This is a genomic window from Myxococcus sp. SDU36, assembly GCF_030168875.1.
Lineage (GTDB): Bacteria > Myxococcota > Myxococcia > Myxococcales > Myxococcaceae > Myxococcus > Myxococcus vastator.
Genome location: NZ_CP077414.1, coordinates 1,389,891 through 1,413,293 on the forward strand (window position 1 = coordinate 1,389,891; position 23,403 = coordinate 1,413,293).

At 69.3% G+C, this 23,403-nt stretch carries 22 protein-coding genes; 14 read left to right on the forward strand and 8 right to left on the reverse strand.

The features are described from left to right. The first annotated feature begins 42 nt into the window (after nucleotides 1-42). The 6 genes from rpmJ to rplQ all read left to right on the forward strand — a co-directional run bounded on the left by rpmJ (nucleotide 43) and on the right by rplQ (nucleotide 3,566). Nucleotides 43-159 carry a 50S ribosomal protein L36 gene (gene rpmJ, locus KGD87_RS05815; RefSeq protein WP_043321360.1) on the forward strand — a complete coding sequence of 39 codons (117 nt, stop codon included), beginning with the start codon at nucleotides 43-45 and terminating at the stop codon, nucleotides 157-159. A gap of 54 nt (nucleotides 160-213) precedes the next feature. Then, complete coding sequence (rpsM, locus tag KGD87_RS05820) at nucleotides 214-594, forward strand: 30S ribosomal protein S13 (RefSeq protein ID WP_013939888.1); 381 nt, start codon at nucleotides 214-216, stop codon at nucleotides 592-594. A gap of 62 nt (nucleotides 595-656) precedes the next feature. Beyond that, entirely contained in the window at nucleotides 657-1,097 is a 441-nt protein-coding gene (gene rpsK / locus KGD87_RS05825) for a 30S ribosomal protein S11 (protein WP_140791196.1), read from the forward strand. Nucleotides 1,098-1,166: 69 nt separating this feature from the next. Further along, nucleotides 1,167-1,793: a 30S ribosomal protein S4 gene (rpsD, locus tag KGD87_RS05830; protein ID WP_013939890.1), complete on the forward strand. Its 627-nt coding sequence runs from the start codon at nucleotides 1,167-1,169 to the stop codon at nucleotides 1,791-1,793. A gap of 143 nt (nucleotides 1,794-1,936) precedes the next feature. Continuing rightward, nucleotides 1,937-2,959, forward strand: coding sequence for a DNA-directed RNA polymerase subunit alpha (locus KGD87_RS05835; protein ID WP_163779837.1), 1,023 nt, complete (start codon nucleotides 1,937-1,939; stop codon nucleotides 2,957-2,959). Between the two features lie 184 nt (nucleotides 2,960-3,143). Further along, a complete protein-coding gene (gene rplQ, locus KGD87_RS05840; protein WP_163779839.1) occupies nucleotides 3,144-3,566 on the forward strand; it encodes a 50S ribosomal protein L17 in 423 nt (140 codons plus the stop codon). A gap of 103 nt (nucleotides 3,567-3,669) precedes the next feature. Here rplQ and KGD87_RS05845 read toward each other — a convergent pair whose 3' ends face one another. The 3 genes from KGD87_RS05845 to KGD87_RS05855 form a co-directional block, all read right to left on the reverse strand. Beyond that, nucleotides 3,670-4,254 carry a hypothetical protein gene (locus KGD87_RS05845; RefSeq protein WP_284666508.1) on the reverse strand — a complete coding sequence of 195 codons (585 nt, stop codon included), beginning with the start codon at nucleotides 4,252-4,254 and terminating at the stop codon, nucleotides 3,670-3,672. 132 nt (nucleotides 4,255-4,386) lie between these two features. Next, nucleotides 4,387-5,766, reverse strand: a complete 1,380-nt coding sequence (locus tag KGD87_RS05850) for a tetratricopeptide repeat protein (RefSeq protein WP_284666509.1) — start codon at nucleotides 5,764-5,766, stop codon at nucleotides 4,387-4,389. A 14-nt stretch (nucleotides 5,767-5,780) separates the two neighbouring features. Beyond that, nucleotides 5,781-6,575 carry a lysophospholipid acyltransferase family protein gene (locus KGD87_RS05855; protein WP_284666510.1) on the reverse strand — a complete coding sequence of 265 codons (795 nt, stop codon included), beginning with the start codon at nucleotides 6,573-6,575 and terminating at the stop codon, nucleotides 5,781-5,783. Between the two features lie 235 nt (nucleotides 6,576-6,810). On the opposite strand from KGD87_RS05855, the gene KGD87_RS05860 reads away from it, so the two are divergent. From KGD87_RS05860 to KGD87_RS05870, 3 genes are read left to right on the forward strand one after another with little or no spacing between them, the layout of a single operon-like run. Then, the gene (locus KGD87_RS05860) at nucleotides 6,811-7,425 is read left to right on the forward strand and encodes a deoxynucleoside kinase (RefSeq protein WP_011553366.1); all 615 of its coding nucleotides are present in this window, start codon (nucleotides 6,811-6,813) and stop codon (nucleotides 7,423-7,425) included. Continuing rightward, nucleotides 7,422-8,597 (forward strand): DUF2314 domain-containing protein, encoded by a 1,176-nt coding sequence (locus tag KGD87_RS05865; protein ID WP_284666511.1) that lies wholly within the window; start codon nucleotides 7,422-7,424, stop codon nucleotides 8,595-8,597. The genes KGD87_RS05860 and KGD87_RS05865 overlap by 4 nt, the downstream gene beginning before the upstream one ends. A gap of 55 nt (nucleotides 8,598-8,652) precedes the next feature. Then, nucleotides 8,653-10,353 carry an FHA domain-containing protein gene (locus tag KGD87_RS05870; RefSeq protein ID WP_284666512.1) on the forward strand — a complete coding sequence of 567 codons (1,701 nt, stop codon included), beginning with the start codon at nucleotides 8,653-8,655 and terminating at the stop codon, nucleotides 10,351-10,353. A 15-nt stretch (nucleotides 10,354-10,368) separates the two neighbouring features. On the opposite strand, the gene KGD87_RS05875 is transcribed toward KGD87_RS05870, so the two are convergent. Next, complete coding sequence (locus KGD87_RS05875) at nucleotides 10,369-11,280, reverse strand: DMT family transporter (protein WP_284668586.1); 912 nt, start codon at nucleotides 11,278-11,280, stop codon at nucleotides 10,369-10,371. 75 nt (nucleotides 11,281-11,355) lie between these two features. Between KGD87_RS05875 and KGD87_RS05880 the strand changes: the two genes are divergently transcribed. Further along, nucleotides 11,356-12,267, forward strand: coding sequence for a pseudouridine-5'-phosphate glycosidase (locus KGD87_RS05880; RefSeq protein WP_163779854.1), 912 nt, complete (start codon nucleotides 11,356-11,358; stop codon nucleotides 12,265-12,267). Nucleotides 12,268-12,288: 21 nt separating this feature from the next. On the opposite strand, the gene msrC is transcribed toward KGD87_RS05880, so the two are convergent. Then, entirely contained in the window at nucleotides 12,289-12,774 is a 486-nt protein-coding gene (msrC, locus tag KGD87_RS05885) for a free L-methionine (R)-S-oxide reductase MsrC (protein ID WP_284666513.1), read from the reverse strand. Nucleotides 12,775-12,872: 98 nt separating this feature from the next. Between msrC and KGD87_RS05890 the strand changes: the two genes are divergently transcribed. Then, complete coding sequence (locus KGD87_RS05890) at nucleotides 12,873-13,610, forward strand: SIR2 family NAD-dependent protein deacylase (RefSeq protein ID WP_284666514.1); 738 nt, start codon at nucleotides 12,873-12,875, stop codon at nucleotides 13,608-13,610. Nucleotides 13,611-13,671: 61 nt separating this feature from the next. On the opposite strand, the gene KGD87_RS05895 is transcribed toward KGD87_RS05890, so the two are convergent. Then, on the reverse strand, nucleotides 13,672-15,357 hold the full coding sequence (locus tag KGD87_RS05895) for a serine/threonine protein kinase (protein WP_284666515.1): 1,686 nt from the start codon (nucleotides 15,355-15,357) through the stop codon (nucleotides 13,672-13,674). 122 nt (nucleotides 15,358-15,479) lie between these two features. Between KGD87_RS05895 and abc-f the strand changes: the two genes are divergently transcribed. Continuing rightward, complete coding sequence (gene abc-f / locus KGD87_RS05900; RefSeq protein WP_284666516.1) at nucleotides 15,480-17,441, forward strand: ribosomal protection-like ABC-F family protein; 1,962 nt, start codon at nucleotides 15,480-15,482, stop codon at nucleotides 17,439-17,441. A gap of 24 nt (nucleotides 17,442-17,465) precedes the next feature. On the opposite strand, the gene KGD87_RS05905 is transcribed toward abc-f, so the two are convergent. Further along, entirely contained in the window at nucleotides 17,466-18,149 is a 684-nt protein-coding gene (locus KGD87_RS05905) for a TFIIB-type zinc ribbon-containing protein (RefSeq protein WP_284666517.1), read from the reverse strand. A 47-nt stretch (nucleotides 18,150-18,196) separates the two neighbouring features. Next, on the reverse strand, nucleotides 18,197-20,440 hold the full coding sequence (locus KGD87_RS05910; protein WP_284666518.1) for an ATP-binding protein: 2,244 nt from the start codon (nucleotides 20,438-20,440) through the stop codon (nucleotides 18,197-18,199). Nucleotides 20,441-20,547: 107 nt separating this feature from the next. Between KGD87_RS05910 and KGD87_RS05915 the strand changes: the two genes are divergently transcribed. After that, nucleotides 20,548-22,953, forward strand: a complete 2,406-nt coding sequence (locus KGD87_RS05915; RefSeq protein ID WP_284666519.1) for a transglycosylase SLT domain-containing protein — start codon at nucleotides 20,548-20,550, stop codon at nucleotides 22,951-22,953. 230 nt (nucleotides 22,954-23,183) lie between these two features. Then, nucleotides 23,184-23,387, forward strand: a complete 204-nt coding sequence (locus tag KGD87_RS05920; RefSeq protein WP_284666520.1) for a cold-shock protein — start codon at nucleotides 23,184-23,186, stop codon at nucleotides 23,385-23,387. Nucleotides 23,388-23,403: the final 16 nt, after the last annotated feature.

Genomic DNA, 23,403 nt, shown 5'->3' on the forward strand with positions numbered 1-23,403 from the left:
CCCGCTGGGCTTTTCTTTTGCTGAGGAAGGAAGTTCGCTCCAATGAAGGTTCGGGCGTCCGTCAAGAAGATTTGTGACAAGTGCAAGGTTGTTCGCCGTAAGGGAATCGTGCGCATCATTTGCGCCTCCAACCCCCGGCACAAGCAGCGCCAGGGCTAACGGCCAACCGGCCGTTGGCTTCAGACCAACTCCACTTAGGAAGGAAGACCGAAGATGGCTCGTATCGCCGGCATCGATCTGCCGCCCAACAAGCGCGCGGTGATCTCGCTCCAGTACATCTACGGGATCGGCAACAAGTCCGCGCAAGACATCATTGCCGCGGCGGGCATCGATCCCACGACCCGGACCAAGGACCTCACCGAGGAGCAGGCCCGTAAGATCCGCGAGATCATCGAGGCCAGCTACAAGGTGGAGGGCGACCTCCGGCGTGAAGTCACCATGAACATCAAGCGGCTGATGGACCTGGGTTGCTACCGGGGCCTTCGTCACCGCAAGGGCCTGCCGGTTCGTGGCCAGCGGACCCACACCAACGCGCGTACCCGCAAGGGTCCGAAGCGGGGCATCGTCCGGGCGAAGCCGGCGGCGGGCCGCTAAACGCAGCGCCGGTCCCATGAGGTGCCGGCGTCGATCACCTCCTCTCAGGAGCAGCAATCCACATGGCTGACGAGATCAATACTTCGGCGGCGGCGCCCACGGGCACCGAGGGCGAGGCCCCTGCCGCGAAGAAGTCGAAGCGCAAGGGCAAGAAGAGCATCCTCAACGGCGTGGTCCACATCCAGTCCACGTTCAACAACACCATCATCACGATCACGGACGTGTCCGGGAACGTGATCTCCTGGTCGTCCGCCGGGGCGCGTGGCTTCAAGGGAAGCCGCAAGTCCACCCCGTTCGCGGCGCAGGTGGCCGCTGGCGACGCCGCGGCGAAGGCGATGGAGCACGGCCTGAAGAACGTGTCCGTGTTCGTGAAGGGCCCTGGCGCGGGCCGCGAGTCGGCGCTGCGCGCGCTGGCCGCCGCCGGTCTGAAGATCAACCTCATCCGCGACGTGACGCCCATCCCGCACAACGGGTGCCGTCAGCCCAAGCGTCGCCGCGTCTAACCCCTTCGTCAGGGCTGCCCTCACGCCCTGGTGTGTGGGCGGCTCCAGATCACCTCTAAGGACCCCTCAATGGCTCGTTACACTGCCAGCGTCTGCCGCATCTGCCGGCGCGAAAACCTGAAGATGTACCTCAAGGGCGACCGTTGCTACACGGACAAGTGCGCCATTGAGCGTCGCCCCTATCCCCCGGGTCAGCACGGCCAGGGCCGCGTGAAGTTCTCCGGCTACGGCGTGCAGCTGCGCGAGAAGCAGAAGGTCAAGCGCATGTACGGCCTGCTGGAGAACCAGTTCCGCGGCTACTACCACCGCGCGTCCGCCGCCAAGGGCAAGACGGGCGAGAACCTCCTGCAGCAGCTGGAACTCCGTCTGGACAACGTGGTGTTCCGCATGGGCTTCGCGGACACGCGCAACGAGGCGCGCCAGCTGGTGCGTCACGGCCACTTCCAGGTGAATGGCCGCAAGGTGAACATTCCCTCGTTCGCCGTGAAGCCGGGTACCGCGGTGGAGGTGGTGGAGAAGAGCCGCAAGGTGCTCCGCATCTCCGAGGCCCTGGAGACGGTGGACCGCCGTGGCGTTCCGCAGTGGATCTCCCTGGACAAGAAGGCGTTCAAGGGCACGGTCACCACGGTTCCGAACCGTGAGGACCTGACGATGCCCATCTCCGAGCAGCTCATCGTCGAGCTCTACTCGAAGTAAGCACGCTGGATGTCGCAGTGGACGCCCTGGCCGACGAGGCCGGGGCGTCTTGCTTTCAAGCAGTCGCAGTCCCCGCGTGCGCATCCTCCCGCCAGGCCGGTGGGTAAGTCGGTGGTGCGGCACGACTTGAGGAGCGGTACACCATGGCTGATACGTTCGTTGCGAAGAACTGGCGTGACCTGATCAAGCCCCGTCGCATGGAGGTGGATCAGGACAGCGCGACCCCCACCTACGGCAAGTTCGTCGCGGAGCCGCTCGAGCGCGGTTTCGGTACGACGCTGGGCAACTCGCTCCGCCGGGTGCTGCTGTCGTCGCTGCAGGGCGCCGCCATCACCTCCGTGAAGATTGAAGGCGTGGACCACGAGTTCACCACCATCCCCGAGGTGTCCGAGGACGTCACGGACGTCGTGCTGAACCTGAAGGAAGTCCTCCTTCGGATGCACACGAACGAGACGAAGACGCTCCGCATCGAGGCGGAGGGACCCAAGGAGGTCAAGGCCGGTGACATCATCACCGACCCGGACACCGAGATCCTCAACCCGGGCCACCACATCTGCACCATCTCCGAGGGTGGCAAGCTCCGCATGGAGTTGACGTGCCGCCGCGGCCGTGGCTACACGCCGGCCAACGTGAACAAGGTGGCGGGTGCGCCCATCGGCACCATTCCCATCGACTCGCTCTTCTCGCCCATCCGCAAGGTGAACTACCAGGTCACCAACGCGCGTGTCGGCCAGGTCACCGACTTCGACAAGCTGGCGCTCGAGGTCTGGACGGACGGCTCCGTGTCGCCGCAGGACGCAGTGGCGTACGCGGCGAAGATCATCAAGGAGCAGCTCACCGTCTTCGTGAACTTCGACGAGACGGAGGAGCCCGTCGTCGCCGAGGCGCCGAAGGAAGAGGCGAAGCTGAACGAGAACCTGTTCCGCTCGGTGGATGAGCTCGAGCTGTCGGTCCGCTCGGCGAACTGCCTGCAGCAGGCGAACATCAAGTCCATCGGCGACCTCGTGCAGCGCACCGAGGCCGAGATGCTCAAGACGAAGAACTTCGGCCGCAAGTCTCTGAAGGAGATCAAGGAGATCCTCGCGGAGATGGGCCTGTCGCTGGGCATGAAGCTGGAGAACTGGCCGCCGAAGCAGGCGCCGGCTCCCGCGCAGCCGAAGGCGTAGTAGGGTTCACGCAGGACCTCCCCACGCGGCCGCGGGTACGGCAGTCAGCGGCGCGAGGGGAGGGGGCTGGGACGTCTTCCGGTCCGAATGACAGCGGTGGGCCCCGTGCCGGGTCCTCCCATCCCACCCGGTACCTGACACGGCCGGAGTGGTGGAGTCCCCACAAGGACTCTGGAGCACGACGATGCGCCACAAGGTCGGACAGAGGAAGCTTCACCGCAGCACGAGCCACCGGCTCGCGATGCTCAACAACATGGTGACCTCGCTGCTGGAGCACCAGGCCATCCGCACCACGCTTCCCAAGGCCAAGGAGGCCCGGAAGATCGCGGAGCGGATCATCACCCTGGGCAAGCGTGGCGGCCTCGCCAACGTTCGCCTGGCGGCCCGTACGGTCAAGGACCGCGACGTGCTGCAGAAGGTGTTCAGCGAGTACAAGGACCGGTACGCCACCCGTCCTGGTGGCTACACCCGCATCGTTCGGCTCGGCTTCCGCCGGGGCGACGCCGCGGAGATGGCCCTCCTGGAGCTCGTGGACCGGCCGGAGAAGGCTGCTCCTGTCGATACCGAGGCGGCGGCTGAGCCTGCGGAAGAGACGAAGGCGGAGTAGTTCAGTACAGACGGCATACCTGGCCCCTTCGTGAGGAGGGGCTGGGAGCAACGCGAGGGCGCGCTTCCGAGAGGAAGGGCGCCCTTCGTGTGTCCAGGGCGGACTACCGCTGCGGCTTGCGGAGGCGCTCCCAGGCGGCGTTGAGGTCCTCGGTGAGGTCCGCGCTGTCATCCCGGCTGCGCATCTGGATGGACTGGAAGCGGAGGTCCGCGGGCGCGGCGCCGCTGGAGCCCATCAGCTGCTTGGGGGTGATGGTGATGAACTCACCCGGGGCCACCGTCAGCACCGCTGCCTGGTACTGCCCATTGACGGTGAGGGTGACGTCGTACCAGGGCTCCTTGCTCTCGTTCCAGATGGTGACCGAGGGCCGGTCCAACCTGTCACTGAGCACCAGGCGCGCGTCCATGTCCCCCTTGCGCACCGTGCTGCCCGGGCACGCAATGGCCAGGCTCATCACCGTCATCACCAGCCAGCCGGCGATGATGGACGCCTTGTACTTGAAGAAGCGGTCGCTCTGGCGGAAGTCCGCGACCAGCTCCTTGAGGATGGAGAGGCCGTTGAGGAGGTGATTCGACGCATCTCCCGCCAGCCGCTTCCCCAGCGGACCGTCTGGCTTCTCCTTCTGAAGCGGCTCTGCGCGCGCGGCGGACATCACCCGCAAATTGGACTGGCTGGGTGCGCGCGGCATGCCGGGGTTCGTCGGCGTGCGCGGCTGAGAGCCAGACGGAGACGCCGCCCGAGGAGGCTGCGTTCCAGGCGGAGGGGGCTTGCGACCGTCGCTCATCGGGCAACGAGTGTAGAGGGCTGGGCCTGTGGATGGCTACTGTGCCTTGAGTTGCTGAAGCGCACGGGACGCCACCGCGTTTTCAGGCTGGGTCTCCAGCACCTTCATCAGCCAGCGCTCGGCTTCACTGGCCGCGCTCTTCCGCGCCTCGGGACGCGAGGCCTTCATCGCCTGCTCGGTGTAGAGCAGCCCCAAGCGCAGGCTGAACTCCATGTTCTCCGGGTCCTTTTCGACCACGCGGCGCAGCTCGCGCTCGGCGGCGGCGAAGTCACCCTCCAGTTGGTACACGAGCGCCAGCTTGCCTCGCATCGCCACGGCCTCCGGTGCCAGGGAGGTGGCCACGGTGAAGGACTCGCGGGCGGCGGTGAGGTCCCTGCGCTCCAGGTGGAGGTCTCCCAGGTGGAACCAGGCAGTCTCGAGCAGTGGATGGAGCGCCACTGCTTTTTCGAAGGAGGCGCGGGCCGCGTCGGGACGCTGGCGCGCCAGGTACAGCTCGCCCAGGTAGAAGTGGTTCTTGCCGTCGCGGGGGGCGCGCTCGATGGCCTGCTTGAACTCATCCACCGCGCGTCCCGCGTCATCCAGGCGCTGGTAGGCCAGGCCCAGCAGCGCATGCACCACCGCGACGTCCGGGTAGTCGAGCAGGATTTCCTCGAAGGCGAGGATGGCGTGCTGGGGCGCATCCAGGTCCTTGAGGTAGCGCATGCCTTCTTCCAGCTTCGCCTCGGCGGCCTTGGGGAAGCCGGAGAAGGGGTCCGCGATCTGCTCCATCAGCGCCCGCGCGGTGGTGACTTCGGCCGGGGTGGGCTGGCCCCGCACCACCGTGCCGAGCGCTTCCACGGCCCCGGGCGCGTCTCCCGTGCGGTGCAGCGCCTTGGCCAGCGGCAGGCGCCAGGCGGTGCGGTCCGGCGCCAACGCCGTGGCGCGCCGCAGCGGCTCGAGCGCCTCTGCGTATTGTTCGGACTCCAGCCGCGCGAGCCCCAGCCGGTAGTGGAACTCCGCGGTGTCCGGTGCCAACGCCGCGGCGCGCTCGAAGGCGGCGACGCTGGGCGCCCCCGCGTCGCGAGCGCGTGAGAAGAGGGCGAGGCCCAGCATGTACTGGTCGCTCGCGCGCTCACCCGCCGCGATTCGCTTCTGGAGCTCCGCGATCCACGCGTCCGTCTGTCCCGCCTTCACGTAGGCCTCGGTGAGCGAGCGCGCCACGTCCAGGTTGTCCGGCGACTGCCGGTGCAACTCCGTCAGCAGCCCCAGCGCCTTCGTGGGCTGATGCTCGTCCAGGTAGGCCCGCGCCTGGGAGAGTGGATCGGTGGGGCGCGCCTTGGCGGAGTGGGTGGAGGTGGTGCTGCAGCCAGCCAGGAGGCCCACGCCGAGCACCGCGGCGCGAATCCAGGGAGGGGAACGGAGGTGGCGAATGGTCATCTCGAAGGGGCTTCTCAGGAGGAGGAGGCTGCGCGGGCGCGCGCGTCGCTGATGCCCTCGGCGCCCGCGGCGGCGACGGCGTCATCCACGTCGCCGCCCTTGCCCCCGAGCGTCAGGCTGTCCGCGATGATGACGGCGCGGACGGCTCGGGCCAGGCCTTCGCGGTCACCCTCGGCGAACGTGGTCGTGTCGATGGGCTGGCCAATCTTCACGCGGATGGGCCCGGGGGTGATGTTCCAGGTGGACTTGGGCATCAGGTTGCCGGAGCCCTCGATGGTGACGGGGCAGACGGGGACGCGGGCCTTCAGCGCCAGGGCGAAGGGGCCCTTCTTGAAGGGCAGGACGCGGCCGTCCGTCGAGCGGGTGCCTTCCGGATACAGGAAGATGCTGGTGCCGCCGCGAATCTTGGCCGCTGCCGCGTTGAGCGAGGCAATGGCCTTGGAGCGGTTGGACCGGTTGACGAAGACGTGGCCCGCGAGCGCCAGGTACCAGCCGATGAGGGGCACCCACTTGAGCTGCGACTTGGCGACGTAGCGGAACGGGACGGCGACGGCCATGAAGTGCGCCGGGATGTCGATGGTGGACTGGTGGTTGGCCACGTAGATGGTGGGCCGACTCGGGTCCACGTTCTCCTGGCCGATGACTTCCAGTGTCGCGCCCCCTGCCCACAGCAGCACGGGCGACCAGATCTTTCGCGCCACCCAGATGGAGTTCGATGGGTTGAGCGTGAGCAGCATCGCCAGGATGGCGAGGAAGAAACAGACGAACGTCCAGACGCCCGCCACGAAAATGCAAAAGAGCTTGCGCATCCCTCAGCCCGCCTCCTGGGGGCCGATGTTCAGGGCCGGAAGGTGCCCGGGCCCGCGGGCTTGCCCGCCGAAGCTCCCTGTCCAGGCGGTCAGGCGGCGACTCCCACGAGGGAGGACGGCGGCACCTGTCACGCGTTGAACGGGACGACGGGGGGGCATGCACTTCTTCTACCACGTCCTACCTACACGTTGTTTCTGGTGCGCGCCGCTCGGCGGGGTTACAAGCAGGGGTGGTGTGGCCAGGAAAAAGTTCATCGCCATCGCGGGCAACATCGGCGCCGGAAAGACGGAGCTGACGTCCTTCCTCTGCCGGAAGTACGGGTTGACGCCCTCCTTCGAACCCAACGACCAGAACCCCTATCTGGCGGACTTCTATAAGGACATGAAGACGTGGGCGTTCCGCTCGCAGCTCTTCTTCCTGACGCACAAGTTCCGCCTGCACCGGGAGCTGGAGCGCACCTCCGGGACGGTGCTTCAGGACCGCACCCTCTATGAGGACGCGGAGATTTTCGCCAAGAACCTCCACCGGCAGCGGCTTATCGACAAGCGGGACTGGAAGACGTACTGCGAGCTGTACGAGACGATTTCGGAGTCGTTGCGGCCTCCCGACCTGATGATCTACCTCCGCTGCCCGGTGCAGACGATTCGTGAGCGCATCCGCATCCGCGGCCGGGCCATGGAGCGGGACATCCCCACCCGGTACCTGCAGCGCCTCAACGCCCTCTACGAGGAGTGGTTCGAGGGCTACCGCCTGTCGCCGGTGCTCGTGCTTCCCACGGACAAGCTCGACTATTTGACCAACCTGGTGGACCGCGTGGACCTCTTCCGGCAGATCGAGAAGCACCTGTGATGGAGGTCTACCTGCTGGCGACGGAGCAGGAGGGCCCGGCTCCCATCGAGGCACTGCGCGCGTCCTTCGCGAATGATGAGGTGGAGTTCACCCCGGACGCGGACGGCGAGGGTTTCACGCTGCGGGCGGACGGCTCCGAGGTGCTGGTGCGCCTGACGCGGGGCTCCGAGGGCCTGCCTCGCTTCCGCAAGGAGGTGTTCAGCGGCAGCCCGGACGCCTTCGAGCGGCTGGGGCGCGCCACGGCCTACTACCATCTGTCCGTGGAGCCGGGTGGGGCGCAGCCCACGCTGCCTGTCTTCGAGGCGCTGTGGGCCGTGCGCACGCTGCTGGAGCACGTGCGGGGCGTGCTGGTGGACCTCACCGCCTTCAAGCTCCACGAACCCGACGACGTGGTGGAAATCACGGAGCTGGACTTCGACATCCGCGACCACGTCCACCTCCATGCCGTGGAGGCGACGGAGGGGGACACGCCCCTGTGGGTGCACTCACACGGGATGGAGAAGTTCGGGGCTCGGGACCTGGAAATCTTCCACCTGGCCGAGAAGGACCTGCTGGCCGCGGAGAGCTTCCTTCACGAGCTGTGCACCGACCTGGCCTTCGGGCAGGGGCCGGCGTTGCGCACCCAGGTGGGCACCAGCGAGGGGCAGGTCTTCACGCTCGTGCCCTCGGAAGAGGCCCGCGCCAACCTGTTGGGCGTCCCCCTGGACACCTTCGAGGGCCATGAGGGGCTCTTCCTCACCGTGGTGTCCCCGCTGGGCCGGCACAACACGTCCCAGATGCTGGAGCCCTATCGCGAGCGCTTCGAGAAGGAACCGGAGGAGCAGACCCAGGCCATGCGGCGCGAGGCCCAGCTGGTGCTCCCGTCCTTCCTGGCGCGCTTCCAGCGCAAGGGCCTGATGGAGCCGCTCACCTTCCTGGTGCGCGCACCCTTCGACACCCATCCCGAAGGGAGCACCGTCACGGAAAACCTGTGGCTGGAGGTCATGGGCCGGGATGAGGGCTCCGTGGTGGGCAAGCTCGTGGATGGCGCAGTGCATACAACCGAGTGGCGCAAGGGCGCCCACGTAGAGGTCGCGGAGACCCAGGTCAACGCGCTGGCCATCAGCCGGGAAGGCCGGGCGTTGGACGAGCGGGAACTCCGTGAACTCCTGAACGCCGAACGGCCGATGTAGCAAGTGGCGCGGGGGGCCTTGCCCGGCCATCGCGGGGCGCTAGGCTCCGCGCCCCATGCCCGCCCTCCTGCTGCTCACCGGTCCTTCCGCGGGGCGTCGTCACGACGTGCTCGCGGAGGCGACGATTGGCCGCAGTCCGTCGTGTGAAATCCCGCTGGATGACCATCAAGTCTCCCGCAAGCACGCGCTGATCTCCGTCCTCGACGGGCAGTCGTGCATCCGCGACTTGCGCTCGCGCAACGGGACGTTCGTCAACGGCGAGCGCCTCGTGGGCGAAGTGGTGCTCAAGCCCGGTGACCAGGTGCGCGTGGGCGCGACGACGGCCCTCTTCGAGCCGCCCCCGGTGACCCTGGTTGCCGATGGGCCGGAGAAGGTCGGGCAGGTTCCGATTGAAGAAGTGCTGCCGCACGTGGGCACGGCGGCGGCGATGTACTCGGCGGGCATCGCCTTGTTGGGGGCAACCAGTGGCGCCCTGGTGCTGCGGCGCCTGGCGGACGAGGTCGCGCACGCGCTCAACGCCGACCGCGCTGCCGCGCTGCTGGGCAGCAGTGATGGCTTGCTCACCGCGGCGGTGGCGGGCGCGGAGGCGCTGACGATGCCGCGCGCGCTGGCGCAAGCCGCGCTGGAGCGGAAGGAACTCGTCCAGACGGATGACATCCTCTGCGCGCCCCTGGTTGCCTCGGGCGGCATGCCCTTCGGCGTGCTGTACGTGACACGGGCGGAGCCGAAGTTCAGCGAGGGCGAGGGCCAGTTGCTCGCGGCGCTTGGACGGTTGGGTGGCGAGGCCTACACCACCGTGCGCTCCCGCGTGGAGGCGGAGCCGCCCGTGGCCGCGCTCTCCGGTACGTCCCGACCGCTGCGGGCCTTGTTGGAGCTGGCGCGCCGGGTGGCCGCCAGCGCCGCGCCGGTGGTGATTCATGGCGAGCCGGGCGTGGGCAAGGCGCTGCTGGCCCGCTTCGTCCATGCGCGTTCGCCTCGAGCCCTGGGGCCCTTCATCGTGGTGGACTGCCGGGAGCCCGCCGAGGCCGTGGAGGAGGCGCTGTTCGGCAGGGCGAGCGCGCCCGGGCAGCCGCCTGTCGTGTCCGCGCTGCTGCGCGCGGATGGGGGCTCGCTGGTGCTGCTCCACGTGGAGTCGCTCGCGCGGCCCGCTTCGGAGCGGTTGGCGCGGGCCTTGGCCCGGCGCTCGGCGCCCGCGCGTCAGGGGGGCGAGGAGCCCGTGGATGTGCGGGTGCTGGCGACCGCGCCCGCATCGGTGTCGTTGTTGGCGGCGCGTGGTGAGGTGGAGTCCTCATTGGCTCGGGCGCTGTCGGGCTTCGAGCTGGACCCTCCGCCCATCCGTGAGCGGCGCGCGGACGTGCTGCCGCTGCTGGAGCAGTTCGCGGCGCGCGCGGCCCGCCGGATTCGCAAGGAGCCACCGACGCTCAGCCCCGAGGCCCGGCGGCTGCTGCTGGAGTACGCGTGGCCGCAGAACCTGCGCGAGCTGGAGTTGGTGGGCGAGCGACTGGGCCTGCTGTATGCGTCAAGCCGCGTGGGCGCGCTGCAACTGCCCCCGGAGTTCCAGGACGGCGGCGGCGAGGGCGATAAGACGCTGCAAGGGCGCGTGGCCCGGCTGGAGCGCGACGCCATCGCCGAAGCCCTGCGTGAGGCGTCGGGGAAGAAGGTCCTCGCCGCGGAGCTGCTCGGCATCAGCCGGCCCACGCTGGACAAGAAGATTGAGGAGTACGGACTCGCGGTGGAGCGGGGTCGCCGGGAGTGAGTCAGGCCGCGGGGCCTACGATTTCCGCCGGCTGAGCAGCACGCCGGTGAGCACGAGCCCCGCGCCGAGCACCTGCATCCAGGTGGGGCGCTCTCCGCGCACGGCCCACGCCGTGAGGGCGGCCACCACCGGGATGCCGGTGTTGTAGAGGCCCGCGCGGCTGCTGCCCACCCTCTGCACGGTGCGGCCCCAGATGAAGTACGCGAGCACCAGCGGCACCAGCGCCGAGTACACGACGCCCGCCCAGGCGCCAGCGGTGATGTTCTCGGTCTCCAGTCGCAGCAGCTCGGGCACGCCCGCGAGCACCACGCCCGGCGCGCCCGTCAGCATGCTGATGGCGGTGATGCGCAGCGCGGACACCTCCGGGCCCACGGTGCGGATGCCCACCGTATAGAGCGCCCAGCAGAGGCTGGCGCCGACGATGAGCCCGTCGCCCAGCGAGGACGCGCCATGTTGGGACGCGCCGCGTCCCCCCAGCACCAGCAGCATCCCCACCACGCCCAGGCCCAGTGCCACGACGAGCGGGCGGGTGAGCCGCTCCACGCCAAACAGGGCGCCGAGCGCGGCCACCAGCACCGGCGTGACCGCCGTCAGCATCCCGCTGTTCGCCACCGAGGTGTTCGCCAGGCCAAGGATGAAGCACAACTGGTACACGGTGTTGCCCACCAGCCCGAGCCCCAGCAGCTTGAGGAACACCGGGCGGGGAAGCGGCTTCCAGCCTTCGACGCCGAGCAGCAACGCGCCCATGGCCAACGCCGCGATGGTGAAGCGCAGCGACATGAAGGCCAGGGGAGGGAGCGTCTCCATCGCCTCCTTCACCACCGTGTAGTTGGTGCCCCAGACAATCACGACGCCGACGATGGCCAAGTCGGACGCGGAGACGCCGCGCGAAGGGGCGGGCACGACGGCGGTGGTGGACGTGGACACGGCGGCAGGGGAATAGGCCCGAGGGGCCGCGCGCGCAAGCCGACGTTGGGAGACGGGCATGCTAAACGCCTGGGCATGGACCTACGCTTTTCGGAAGAGGTGCGCCGCGCGCTCGAGGCCGGCCAACCGCTGGTGGCCCTGGAGACGAGCGTCGTGGCCCAGGGCCTTCCCTATCCGGACAACCTGGCCGCCGCCCGGGCGTGTGAGGAGGCCATCCGCCGCGCTGGCGCCGTTCCCGCAGCCACCGCCATCATCGATGGACAGCTGTGCATCGGGCTGGAGGAGCCGGAGATGCGCCGGCTGGCGGAGGGCAAGGAGCGCCTGCTCAAGCTGGGCTCCCGGGACCTGGCCGTCGCCATGGCCACGCGCGCCACGGGGGGCACCACCGTGAGCGCCACGTGTGAAATGGCCGCCGCCGCGGGCATCCGTGTCTTCTCCACCGGCGGCATTGGGGGGGTGCACCGCGGGGCGTCCGAGCACTTCGACATCTCCCAGGACATCGCCGCGCTGGCGCGGTTCCCCGTCGCCGTGGTGTGCGCGGGCGCCAAGTCCGTGCTGGACCTGCCCAAGACGATGGAGCTGCTGGAGACGGCCGGCGTGCCCGTCATCGGCGTGGGGACGGACGAGCTGCCGTCCTTCTACAGCCGTGGCTCCGGCATTCCCCTGGAGCACCGCGCGGATGACGTGGACACGGCCGCCCGCATCGCCCGCGCCCGCTTCGAGTCGCTGAAGCAGGGCGGGGTGCTCTACACCGTGCCTCCGCCCGAGGAGACGTCCCTGCCTCGCAACGAGGTGGAGCTGCACATCGCCGCGACGCTCGCCGACGCGGACCGGCAGGGCATCCGCGGCAAGGGCGTGACGCCCTTCCTCCTGTCGGAGATGGCGAAGCGCACCGGGGGCAAGACGCTCAAGGCCAACCTGGCGCTGCTCACCCACAACGCGCGCTTCGCCGGGCAGCTCGCCGTGGCGTACGCACGCGCGCGCTGAGCGCCCTGACGCGGGCCGCCGTTACTTCTGGAACCAGCGCACCAGCTCTTCCAGCTCGCGGCGGTCCACCTCGTCGAAGGTGTCCTTGTGCTCGGAGTCGATGTCGAGCACGGCGAGCAGCTCCCGGTTGCGACCGAACACCGGGACGACAATCTCCGACGTCGAGCGTCCGTCGCAGGTGATGTGGCCCGGGAAGGCGTGGACGTCCGCCACCACCATCGTCTCGCCCTTCGCCGCGGCGGCGCCGCACACGCCCTTGCCGAAGGGGATTTCCAGGCACCCGAGCGTGCCCTGGTAGGGGCCCACGCGGAGCAGCTTTCCCGGCGTGACGACGCGGTAGAAGCCCGTCCACAGGTGCCCGAAGGCGTGGTGCAGCAGGCAGCTCATGGTGGCCATGCCGGTGATGTCGTCGTCGATGCCCTCGAGCACCGCGCGCGCGTGCTGCTTCAGCTCGGCGTAGGCTTCGGCCTTGGGCATGCCGCGTAGATCCAGGGTGACTTCCGCCATGATGGGACCTCGCCAGGTGACCCCCGCGAGCGTCAGGCCCCGGTAGAGTCAGCGTCCCCTCCATAACTTGATTCGCTTTCCGCCGCACAGGAGCCGACATGGATTCGCTCATCCTCGATTCGAATACCTGGCTGCTCGTGCTCACGGGCGCGGGAGTCTCCGCTGAGAGCGGAGTCCCCACCTTCCGTGGGATGAGCGGACTCTGGGAGGACCAGCACGTGGAGGCCGTGGCGTCGCCCGAGGGCTTCCGGAAGGACCCGTCGCGGGTGTGGCGCTTCTACTCGGAGCGCCGCAAGGGCGCCGCCGCCGTCCACCCCAATCCGGGCCACGAGGCGCTCGTCGCCTGGGAGCGCCACCTGGGGGACCGCTTCCTGCTCGCCACCCAGAACGTCGACGGCCTGCACACCCGCGCCGGAAGTCAGCGGGTGGTGGAGATGCACGGCAACCTCTTCAAGACGCGCTGCAGCCGCTGCGAGCGGCCCCCGTTCGACGACGCCACCGTGTACCCCACGGGGACGGTGCCCGAGTGCGACGCATGTGGCATGCGGTTGAGGCCCCACATCGTCTGGTTCGGCGAATACCTGGAGCCGGCGGACATCCAGCGCATTGAGGACTTCTCGCTGCGAGCCGCCACCTCGGGGGGACGCCTCGTCTTCCTGGCGGCGGGGACCTCCGGCGCCGTGTACCCGGCCGCTGGAATCGTGGACCAGGTGCGCAAGGCCGGCGGGGAGACGTGGCTCGTCAACCTGGACCCGGCGGAGAACTCCAGCCGCTTCGAGCACCGCGTCGTGGGCAAGAGCGGGGAAGTCCTCCCGACGCTCGCGAAGCTCGCCTGACGCGGGTGGCGGAAGGACTCGGGGGGCACCGCGGCGATTCCGCGCGCCCCCCCGGTGGGGACTACTCGAAGACGGAGATGTCCGGACCGGACGGGCTCGCCGGCTTCGGCGGAGGGCGTGGCGAGCGCCCGGGGCCCGCGGCGCGCACGGGCTCCAGCACCACGTTCGCCGTCTGCGTATCCCCAGCCACCCGGCGCAGGTTGAGCGTGAGCTCCTTGTCCTGGTGCCCCGGCATGCGGAAGCTGAAGGAGTGCACCTTGTCGCGGCGGAGCTGGAGCTTCGTGGGCGTGGTGCCCACCATCTCATCGCCTTCGTAGATGGATGCGCCGGACGGCGTCGAGTCGAGGCTCACGGTGAGGAGGGACGGCTCCTCGGGTGTTCCCGTCGCGACCTGCGTCGTGGCCGGTGAGGCATCGCGGGGGACGTTCACCTCCACCGGCGTCGCGGGGGCGCCGCCGCCACCCTGGGTGCCCAGGACCACGGCCGCGCCAATGCCCAGCAGGACCAGCGGCACGGCGACCAGGGCCGCCTTCTTGCCGGCGGACATGCCCTCCGGCTCGGGAGGCGGGGGCGGAGGCGGCGCGGACCGGGACGTCTGCGAGCGGACGCGGCTGGGAGAGGACGCCGTGACGCCCCCGCCGCCCTGGGCCCTGGCGACGACGACGTTGGAGGGCGTGGAGCCCCGGCCCAGGGTCGGCGCGGCGCCCACCCGCGAGGAGCGGATGCCGCTCTGGCTGCCCTGACGGTTGGAGCGGCTGCGGCTGTTGCTGCCGCGCTCGCTGGCGCTGGAGACGCCGCCGCTCGGCATGGCGTCGAGCTCCTCGGAGGTGAGGTCCGCCACGGTGTCCAGCATCGCGTCGATGAACTCCTGCGCGTTCTGGTACCGGTCCTCCTTCTCCGGGGCAAGCGCCTTCTTGAAGAAGGCATCCAGCGCGGCCGGCACCGGGGCGCCCTGGCGCTTGGTGTTGACGGCGGGCACCGGCTGGGTGAGCGACGCCGTCAGCGCCTTGCGCACCGTGTTCGCGCCGAAGGGCGAGCTGCCGGTGAGGCAGAAGTAGAGCACGCCCGCCATGGAGTAGAGGTCGGAGCGCTGGTCCACGGACTCGCCGCCGGCCTGCTCGGGCGGCATGTACTGGGGCGTGCCCAGCACCTGGCCGGTGGAGGTGAGCTGCTCCTCCTCCTCGGCCTCCATGGCCTTCACCAGGCCGAAGTCCAACACCTTGACGAAGTCCTGGCCGCTGAGCTGCTGCACCATGATGTTGTGCGGCTTCAAGTCACGGTGGACGCAGCCCTCCGCGTGCGCGTGCGCCAGCCCCTGCGACGCCTGCTCCACGAGGCTCAAGGCCCGGCGCAGGGACATGGGGCCCTGGCGCTTCACCGTCTCCTTCAGGCTTTCGCCCTCCAGGAGCTCCATCACGTAGTAGCAGGTGCCGTCCGGCGACCGGCCGAAGTCGAAGATGGTGATGACGTTGGGGTGGCGCAGCCGGCTGGCGAGCTCCGCCTCCCGGCGAAAGCGCTCGAAGAACTGGGGGGCGGCGGCCAGCGACGGGTTGAGCGTCTTCACCGCCACCGGGCGCTGCACGGACGTCTGGGTGGCGCGGAACACCATGCCCATGCCGCCCTGGCCCAGGACGCTTTCGATTTTATAACGGCCGTCGAGCACCTGGCCGAGGAGCTGGAGGCTCTGGCCTGAGCAGAGATGATCGACGCCGTCGGTGCTTCCGCAATGGGGACAGGGGGCAGCCATGTGGGGCCAGAGTATAGGCAGGCCCCGGCCCAACCCGGAAAGCCCCTGTGGGGCCCCAGAGCGAACGGGCAGGCACATCCGACATTCCCGAGGAGCCCGCGGGCTGTTACATCCCCGGCGCCATGAGCCTCGTCATCGCCCAGGACCTCTGTCTCTCGTACGGAAAGAAGGTCCTCTTCGATCAGGACAGCTTCACGCTGGGTCCCAGGGACCGGGTGGGCCTCGTAGGGGCCAACGGGACAGGCAAGAGCTCGCTGATGAAAATCCTGGCGGGCGTGGCCCAGCCCGACTCGGGGACGGTGCAGTACAGCCGCAAGGCCCGGGCGGGCTACCTGCCGCAAGAAATCGCCGGCCTGCCGGAGGGCACCGTGGTGGAGGCGGTGATGAGCACCGTGCCCGGCCGCGATGCGATGGAGGCGCGCCTCAAGGAGACCGAGGAGGCGCTCGCCGCCGCCACGGACGAGGAGGACCAGCTGGAGCTGTCCCAGTCCCTGGCGGACCTGCACGCGGAGCTGGACGACTTCGAGAACCGCTACGGCCGCCACCACGCCGAGCGCATCCTCAAGGGCCTGGGCTTCCGCGACGCGGACCTGGCCAAGCCCACCTCCGCGCTGTCCGGCGGCTGGCGGATGCGCGCGGCCCTGGCGGGGCTGCTGCTCCAGGACCCGGACCTGCTCCTGCTGGACGAGCCCACCAACCACCTGGACGTGCCCACGCTCACCTGGTTCGACGACTTCATGCGCCGCTCCAACAAGGCGCTGGTGCTCATCTCCCACGACAAGGACTTCCTCAACCGGCAGATCAACCGGGTGGTGTCCCTGGAAGTGGAGGGCGTGCGCGAGTACGCGGGGAACTACGACGAGTACAAGCGCCTGCGCGCCGAGGAGAAGGAGCTGCTCCGGGCCCGCGCAGAGAAGGTGGAGTCACGCCGCGCGGAGCTGCAGGGCTTCATCGACCGCTTCGGCGCCAAGGCGACCAAGGCGCGGCAGGCGCAGAGCCGCGCCAAGATGTTGGAGAAGCTGGAGAAGGTGCAGGTCCTGGAGGAGCGGACGTCGATGAAGTTCCGCTTCCCCGAGGTCGAGCGGAGCGGGCGCGACGTGGTGACGCTGGAGGGCATCACCAAGCGGTACGGCGCGCAGACCATCTACGACGGCCTCACCGGGCGCGTGGAGCGTGGGCAGCGCATCGCCGTGGTGGGCGCGAACGGCGCGGGCAAGACGACGCTCCTGAAGATGGTCGCTGGCGAGCTGGCGCCGGACACCGGGACGGTGACGCTGGGGCACAACGTGGTGGTGGGCTATTACGCGCAGCACCACGCGGACAAGCTGAACCGGCAGAACACCATCATCGAAGAGGTGCGCCCGCTGGCCGCGGACAAGCCGGAGAGCTACGTGCGCGGCGTGCTGGGCGCGTTCCTCTTCAGCGGCGACGATGTGGAGAAGCCCATTGGCGTGCTGAGTGGGGGGGAGCGCGCGCGGGTGGCGCTGGCCAAGCTGTTGCTGGTGCCGTCCAACTTCCTGCTGATGGACGAGCCCACCAACCACCTGGACCTGGACTCGGCCGAGATGTTGATTGAAGCGCTGAAGGGATACGGCGGCACGCTGCTCTTCGTCAGCCACAGCCGGAGCTTCATCAACGGCCTGTCGTCGCACGTGTGGGAGGTGGCGGACGGGAAGCTCACGCCGCACCCGGGCAACCTGGACGACTACCTGTACCACCAGCAGAAGCTCCAGCAGGCGGCGGCGGAGGCCGCGGCCCCTGCGCGGGGCGACAAGGTGGCCTCCGGGCCGATGACGGAGAAGGACCGCAAGCGGCTGGAGGCGGAGGCGCGCCAGCGCCGCAGCGTGGTGGAAGGGCCCCTCAAGAAGGAGATCGCCAAGCTGGAGGCCCGCATCGCCGAGGTGGAGGCCGGGCAGAAGGAGCGCGAGGCGCAGCTCGCGGACCCGGCCCTCTACAACGACTTCGCGCGCGCCAAGCCGCTGATGGACACGCACCGCGCGAGCAAGGAGGAGCTGGAAGACCTCTACGCCCGCTGGGAGGCCGCGCAGGAGAGGCTGGCCGAGGCGACCGCGTCGCTCGGCTGAGGCCTGGCGGGTATCCGCCGTGCGTCAGAAGCGAAAGGTGTGGCGGGAGCGGGACATCATCCGCTTGAGCAGCCAGATCATGCCGGCGGAGACGAAGCCGCCAACATTGAGCACGGCCCCCCGCCGACCGGGGACGACGAGGGGGATGCCCTTGCCGCTGTCCATCTCCTCCGTGAACGGGGTCGCGCCGCTCGGGGCGCAGCTTCCACAGTAGAGGGCTTCTTCCCATACAAAACCATGCGCTGGCAGCATGTCTCGTCGGCACGCGGTGCAGCACGGCTTCTCCTCGATTCGCACCGTGGGCCGGAGGTCGAGCGGCGCATTGCGGTACGTACCGACGGCGGCTTGGAGTTGCTGGAGCTCGCCCGCGTCCAGGGCGACCCCCGCGCAGCCCGAGCACACCTCCAGGGGGACGTCGAACACCTCCACCACGGGCAGGGGCGCATGTCCGCAGCGCGGGCAGGTGGGGGAGCGTGTCGAGCAGTGGGGGCACTCCGGAACGAACTGGAGCTCACCGTGGCAGCCCTTGCAGCTTCCCGGCCGGTCCTTCGCGCGGCGCAGGAGCGCGTCTGAGACGGCGCCTCCCATGACCTTCGCGAGCGCATCGCCTTCGAACCACACGGCGCCGCAGTCACCACAGGTCTCCAGGGGAAGCTCACCGCTCGGAGCGGGCTGCATCGCGGATTGGCAGAAGGGGCATGCGCTCATGGGAATCACCCTATAGGTGCTCGCCCCCAGGGGCGAAAGCGGTGTCGCTACGCGCGGAGCCGCTTGCGGCGCTCCCGCTTGGCGCGGGCCTCCACGTGGGAGGCCTTGCCCTCGTCGCGCAGCTCGTCGGGCACGGGCAGGGACTGCGACGGCCGATTCCCAGCGGGCAGGCCCTCCACGGAGGAGGCGTCCGCGGGCTGCTGCTCGGAGGGGAGGGCGGGGAAACGGATGACGAACGTGGTGCCTTCGCCGGCCTTGCTCTGCACGGAGATGCTGCCGCCGTGGTTCTTCACGATGCGCTGGCAGATGGCCAGCCCCAGGCCGGTGCCCTTCTGCTTCGTCGTGTAGAAGGGCACGAAGATGTGCGGGTGCTGGTCCGGAGGAATGCCGGGGCCGTTGTCGGACACCTGCACCTCCACGAACTCGGCGCCGGCGCTGCGCAGCTCCCCGAAGCGCTCCGGCTTCTCCGTGCGCACGCTGATGCGGCCCTCGCGCGTCCCGAGCGCCTGCACCGCGTTCTGCACCAGGTTGATGAGCACCTGCTTGAGCTGCTCCGCGTCGCCGTCCACGCGCGGCAACATCAAGTCCAGCTCCACGGCCAGGTGGAGGTTGGAGGGCACGTCGTTCTGGATGAGCCGCATGGTGCGCGTCACCACCTCGTTGAGGTCGGTGGTGCCGAAGCTCTGCTTCATCGGACGCGCGTAGTCGAGGAACGCCGTCACCACGCCGTTGAGCCGGTTGACCTCCTCGACGATGACGTCGAGGAACTCGGCGTCCTCGCCGTGGAACTGCGCCGGGTCCAGGCACTGCGCGGCGCCCTTGATGGCGCCCAGCGGGTTGCGAATCTCATGCGCGAGCCCCGCCGCCATCTCACCCAGCGCGGCCAGGCGGTCCCGCTCGCGAATCTTCTCGTAGAGCTTGGAGTTCTCCAGCACCGTCGCCAGCCGCTCCGCCACCTCCAGGATGATGGCGATTTCGTCGGACGCGAAGGCCTCCGGCACCCGTTCGTCCCACAGGTTGAGGAACCCGATGACGCGGTCATTGCCCATCAGCGGCACGGCGATGCCGGCCTTCACCTGCACCAGCGCCGCGCGCGTGTCGTTGAGCCGCTTGAGCTCGTCCCGGTAGCGCTTGCCCTCCACCGCCTGCAGCCGCATGGTGGCCATGCGGCGCTCCACGTTCTCCCGCAGCACCGCCTTCTGTCCGCTGGCCGCCGCGAAGAGCAGGCCGCGCGCCACCGCCGTGTCCAGGAAGGCCACCGGCAGCGGGCCTCGCGAGTCCAGCAGCCGGTACCCGGGCCGGTCCTCCGCCAGCAGGTACACGGAGGCGTGCGTCACGCGGCCCGTCTCATGGAGCGTGTCCAGCACCAGCCGGGCCAGCTCGGAAATCTCGATGACGTTCGCGATGCGCACGCGCAGCGAGCCCAGCGAGTCCAGGAGGGCGAAGCGCTCGCGGAAGAAGATGCGCACCACCATCTCCTCCACCTTCACCTTCAGCGGCTCCAGGAGGATGAGGATGACGAACGCGGCCACCACCGTGTTGAAGAGGAAGAGGCCGGTGTTCTCCTTCCCCCACGCCGTCAGCACCGTGAAGACGGCGGCCAGGATGCTGGCCAGCACCGTCTGCGAGGCAATCTTGCCCAGCAGCTCGTGCAGGTCCATCAGCCGCAGCCGCAGCAGCGTGTGGGCCAGGAAGAACAGGTACAGCGTGGAGAAGACCGAGCCCAGCGTGGGGAAGGGGATGCCGAAGCTGACCAGGAAATCCAGCGCGGAGAAGAGGATGGCCGCGCCCGCGCCAATGGCCAGGTACGCCAGCCGGAACTTCTCGATGCGCGACTCCGTGGTGCGGACCCGGTGGAGCAGCAAGGAGCCGTAGGTCAGCAACGTGCCCAGCACCCACACGCCCATGCCCACCCGGGCCCAGAGCTTGTCGGCCAGGGGGGTGACGGCCACGGTCAGCCCCAGCACGGCGGACAGCAGGGCGAGCCGGCGGCCCACCAGGTTCGTCCCCTTGCTGACGCCCAGGAACTCAAGGAAGAAGGCGACAGCCGCGCCCGGCACCAGCGAACCCACCAAGATGGTGGCGCCCACGAAGATGCGGGATGTCCACGGGTAGGCGCCGGCCGGGAAGATGCTGTGAAAGAAGAGCGAAAGGTAGTAGCCGGCCACCGTCAGCGCGAAGACGGAGTACAGCGTCAGTACCCTGGGCCTGCCGGGCCGCAGCAACATGGACACGCCCAGGGCGAGCCCGATGATGGATGCCAGCAGCGCGCTCTGTGTCCGGATGTCCATGAGGAGGCGGACAGTCTAACCTGTGTCAGCCTCCGGAAATTTTCCATGACCTGCTGGTTGTCCTGGGGCGAGCCCGCGCGCATCTCCCTGGGAACCTGCCCCCGCGTATGAAGCCCTTCCTTTCCAAGCTCGCCGTCGCCGCCTCCGCGCTCCTGATGACCGCGCAGGCCCCCGCCCCGCAGGCGGTTTCGTCCACCCCGGCCGAGCACGAGGCGTCCGAAGCGCCGGCCCAGCACCCCAGCAACGCGCCTCCAGAAGCGCAGCTGTCGCCCCCTCCTGATTCGGAGAAGGCGCCGCTGCCGGTGGGCTACGTGGAGGTGCTCAACCCCGCCTTTCCCAACGCCGCGCCACCCACGCCGGTGATGCACCGGGGCCGCCGCTACGGGCTGGAGGACCTGGCGCCGTACTTCGGCGAGGGCAAGAAGCAGGAGGCCCGTGACGCGTTCGATCGTGGACAGTACCCGCGCGCCCGCGAGCTGCTGAAGGACGAGGGCGACAGCCCGCCGGTGCGCTACCTGCGCGCCCTGGCCGCCGTCCGCGCCGGGGATGACGCGTCCGCCGCCACGGAGTTCGCCGCGCTGGCCCCGGACTACCCCGCGCTGAAGGACCGCTGCCTGACGCATGGCGGCGTGGCGCTGGAGAGCCTGCGCCGCTTCGACGAAGCCGCGGTGCTGTTGGAGCAGGTGCCGCCGGAGTCCAAGCTGTACGTGGACGCGCGGCTGGCCCTGTCGCGCGTGCTGCGCAAGAAGAAGGACGCCGAGGGCGCCATGGCCGCGCTGGAGCCGCTCACGTCGCGCGCGGCGCCCAGCTGGGGCCGCAACGTGGGCGCCGAGGCGCTGATGGCCATCGCCGACATCGCCGCGGAGAAGAAGGACAGGGTCGCCGAGCGCGCCGCGCTGTGGCGCCTGTGGGCCGCGCATCCGTTGTCCGCCCTGTCGAAGCAGGCCGAGCGGCGCCTCAAGGGGCAGACGCCGCCGTTGGAGGCGAAGGTGGGGCGCGGCGAGGCGCTGGTGGAGCTGCACCGCAACAAGGCCGGTCTGGCGCAGTTGGAGCCGCTGCTGCCGCAGTTGAAGCTCCCGGACCCGCTGGCCTGCCGCGCGCACTTCGTCTTCGGCAAGGGCATGCGCAAGGAGCGCCAGCACACGCGCGCCATCCAGGTGCTGACGCCGGTGGCGGAGAAGTGCCAGGACCGCGACCTGCTGGCGCGCGTGCTGTATGTGCTCGGCTCGTCGCGCTCCATCGTGGACCAGGCGCGGGGCATGGAGACCTACGAGCGGCTGGCGCGCGAGTTCCCGGACCACTCGTTCGCGGATGACGGCCTCTTCTACGCGGCCGACCTCTACCTGAAGACGGGCCGCCCGAAGGAGGCCATGGCCCGCCTGGACACGCTGGCCCGGCTGTACCCGCAGGGGGACTTCCTGGGCGAGGCGCTCTTCAAGGCGTTCTGGATTGCCCGCACCACCGGCGTGGAGGACTCCGGCCTGTCGTTCCTGGACCGCATCGAGGCGCAGTTCGCCAAGGCGGACGAGAGCTACGACGTGGAGCGCGCGCGCTACTGGCGGGCGCGGACGATGCAGGAGAAGGGCAACATCCAGGGCGCGGCGGAGCTGTTCGAGAAGCTCTCCGTGGACCACCCGGCGACCTACTACGGGCTGATGGCGCGCTCGCAGCTGGCGAAGGTGGACCCGCCGCGGCTGGAGAAGGTGTCCGCCGAGGTCTTCACCGTGCCCGAGGCCGTCAGCCCCTGGCCGCTGTTCGCCGGCCCCATGGGCGAGGACCCGCACTTCCGCGCGGGCGTGGAGCTCTACCGCCTGGGCTTCAAGGAAGCCGTGTCGTCCGAGCTGCTGGCCGTCAACCGGACCAACCTGCCCGCGGAGTCCGTGCGCCTGCTGGTGCTGGTGCTGCACGAGGCCGGGGACGAGCGCTCCGCCCACGCGGTGGCGCGGCTGGCGCTGCGCAAGGACTTGAGCGGACCCATCACCGCGCAGACGCGCGTGGTGTGGGAGGTGGCGTATCCCAACGCCTTCCGCGACCTCATCGAGAAGCACACCGCGGACGCGGGCGTGGAGCCGGACCTGCTCCAGGCGCTGATGCGGGAGGAGAGCGCGCTGGACCCCAAGGCGCTCTCATGGGCGGGGGCGATGGGCCTCACCCAGTTGATGCCGTCCACCGCGAAGGGCGTGGCGCGCGAGCTGAAGCTCAAGCGCTTCAGCGTGGACCAGCTGCTCCAGCCCGACCTCAACATCCGCATGGGAGCCCACTACCTGGGCGGCCTGCTCAAGCGCTTCAACGGACACACGCCCTTCGCGGTGGGCAGCTACAACGCGGGGCCCGGCGCGGTGAATCGTTGGAGGTCCGACAGGCCGGACCTGGCGCTGGACGCGTGGGTGGAGGAGATCCCCATCTCCGAGACGCGCGGCTACATCAAGCGCGTGCTGCGCTCCTTCAACACGTACCAACTGCTGTACGGACGGGCGCCCAAGCTGCCCGTGCTCAAGAGCGCCGCGAAGTAGGTGCGCCGGCGCCATCCGGGCGCTTGCTGGGTGGTGTCGGTAGAGAATTCGTGCGGAATGGAGCGCGAAGGCCGCGGGTTGTGTCCACGCCCTGAAAAAGGGTGCCCGCGTGTGGGGGTCCCCCTATGCAACTGGCCGGAAACGTGACACATGGCCAAGGCCGCACCTTCACACGGCGTGGCAACCAGCTCAATTCATGAAGCTGGTAGAGAAAGACGAAGAGAAGCGTAATGGCGACTGGTACCGTGAAGTGGTTCAACGACGCGAAGGGCTTTGGGTTCATCATGCAGGACGGCGGGGGCGAGGATCTTTTCTGCCACCACACTGCGATTCAGACCCAGGGCTTCCGCACGCTGCAGGAAGGCCAGAAGGTCGAGTTCGACGTGGCCCGTGGCCCCAAGGGCCTGCAGGCTCAGAACGTTCGCCCGGCCTGAGTACCTCCTGAGCGCT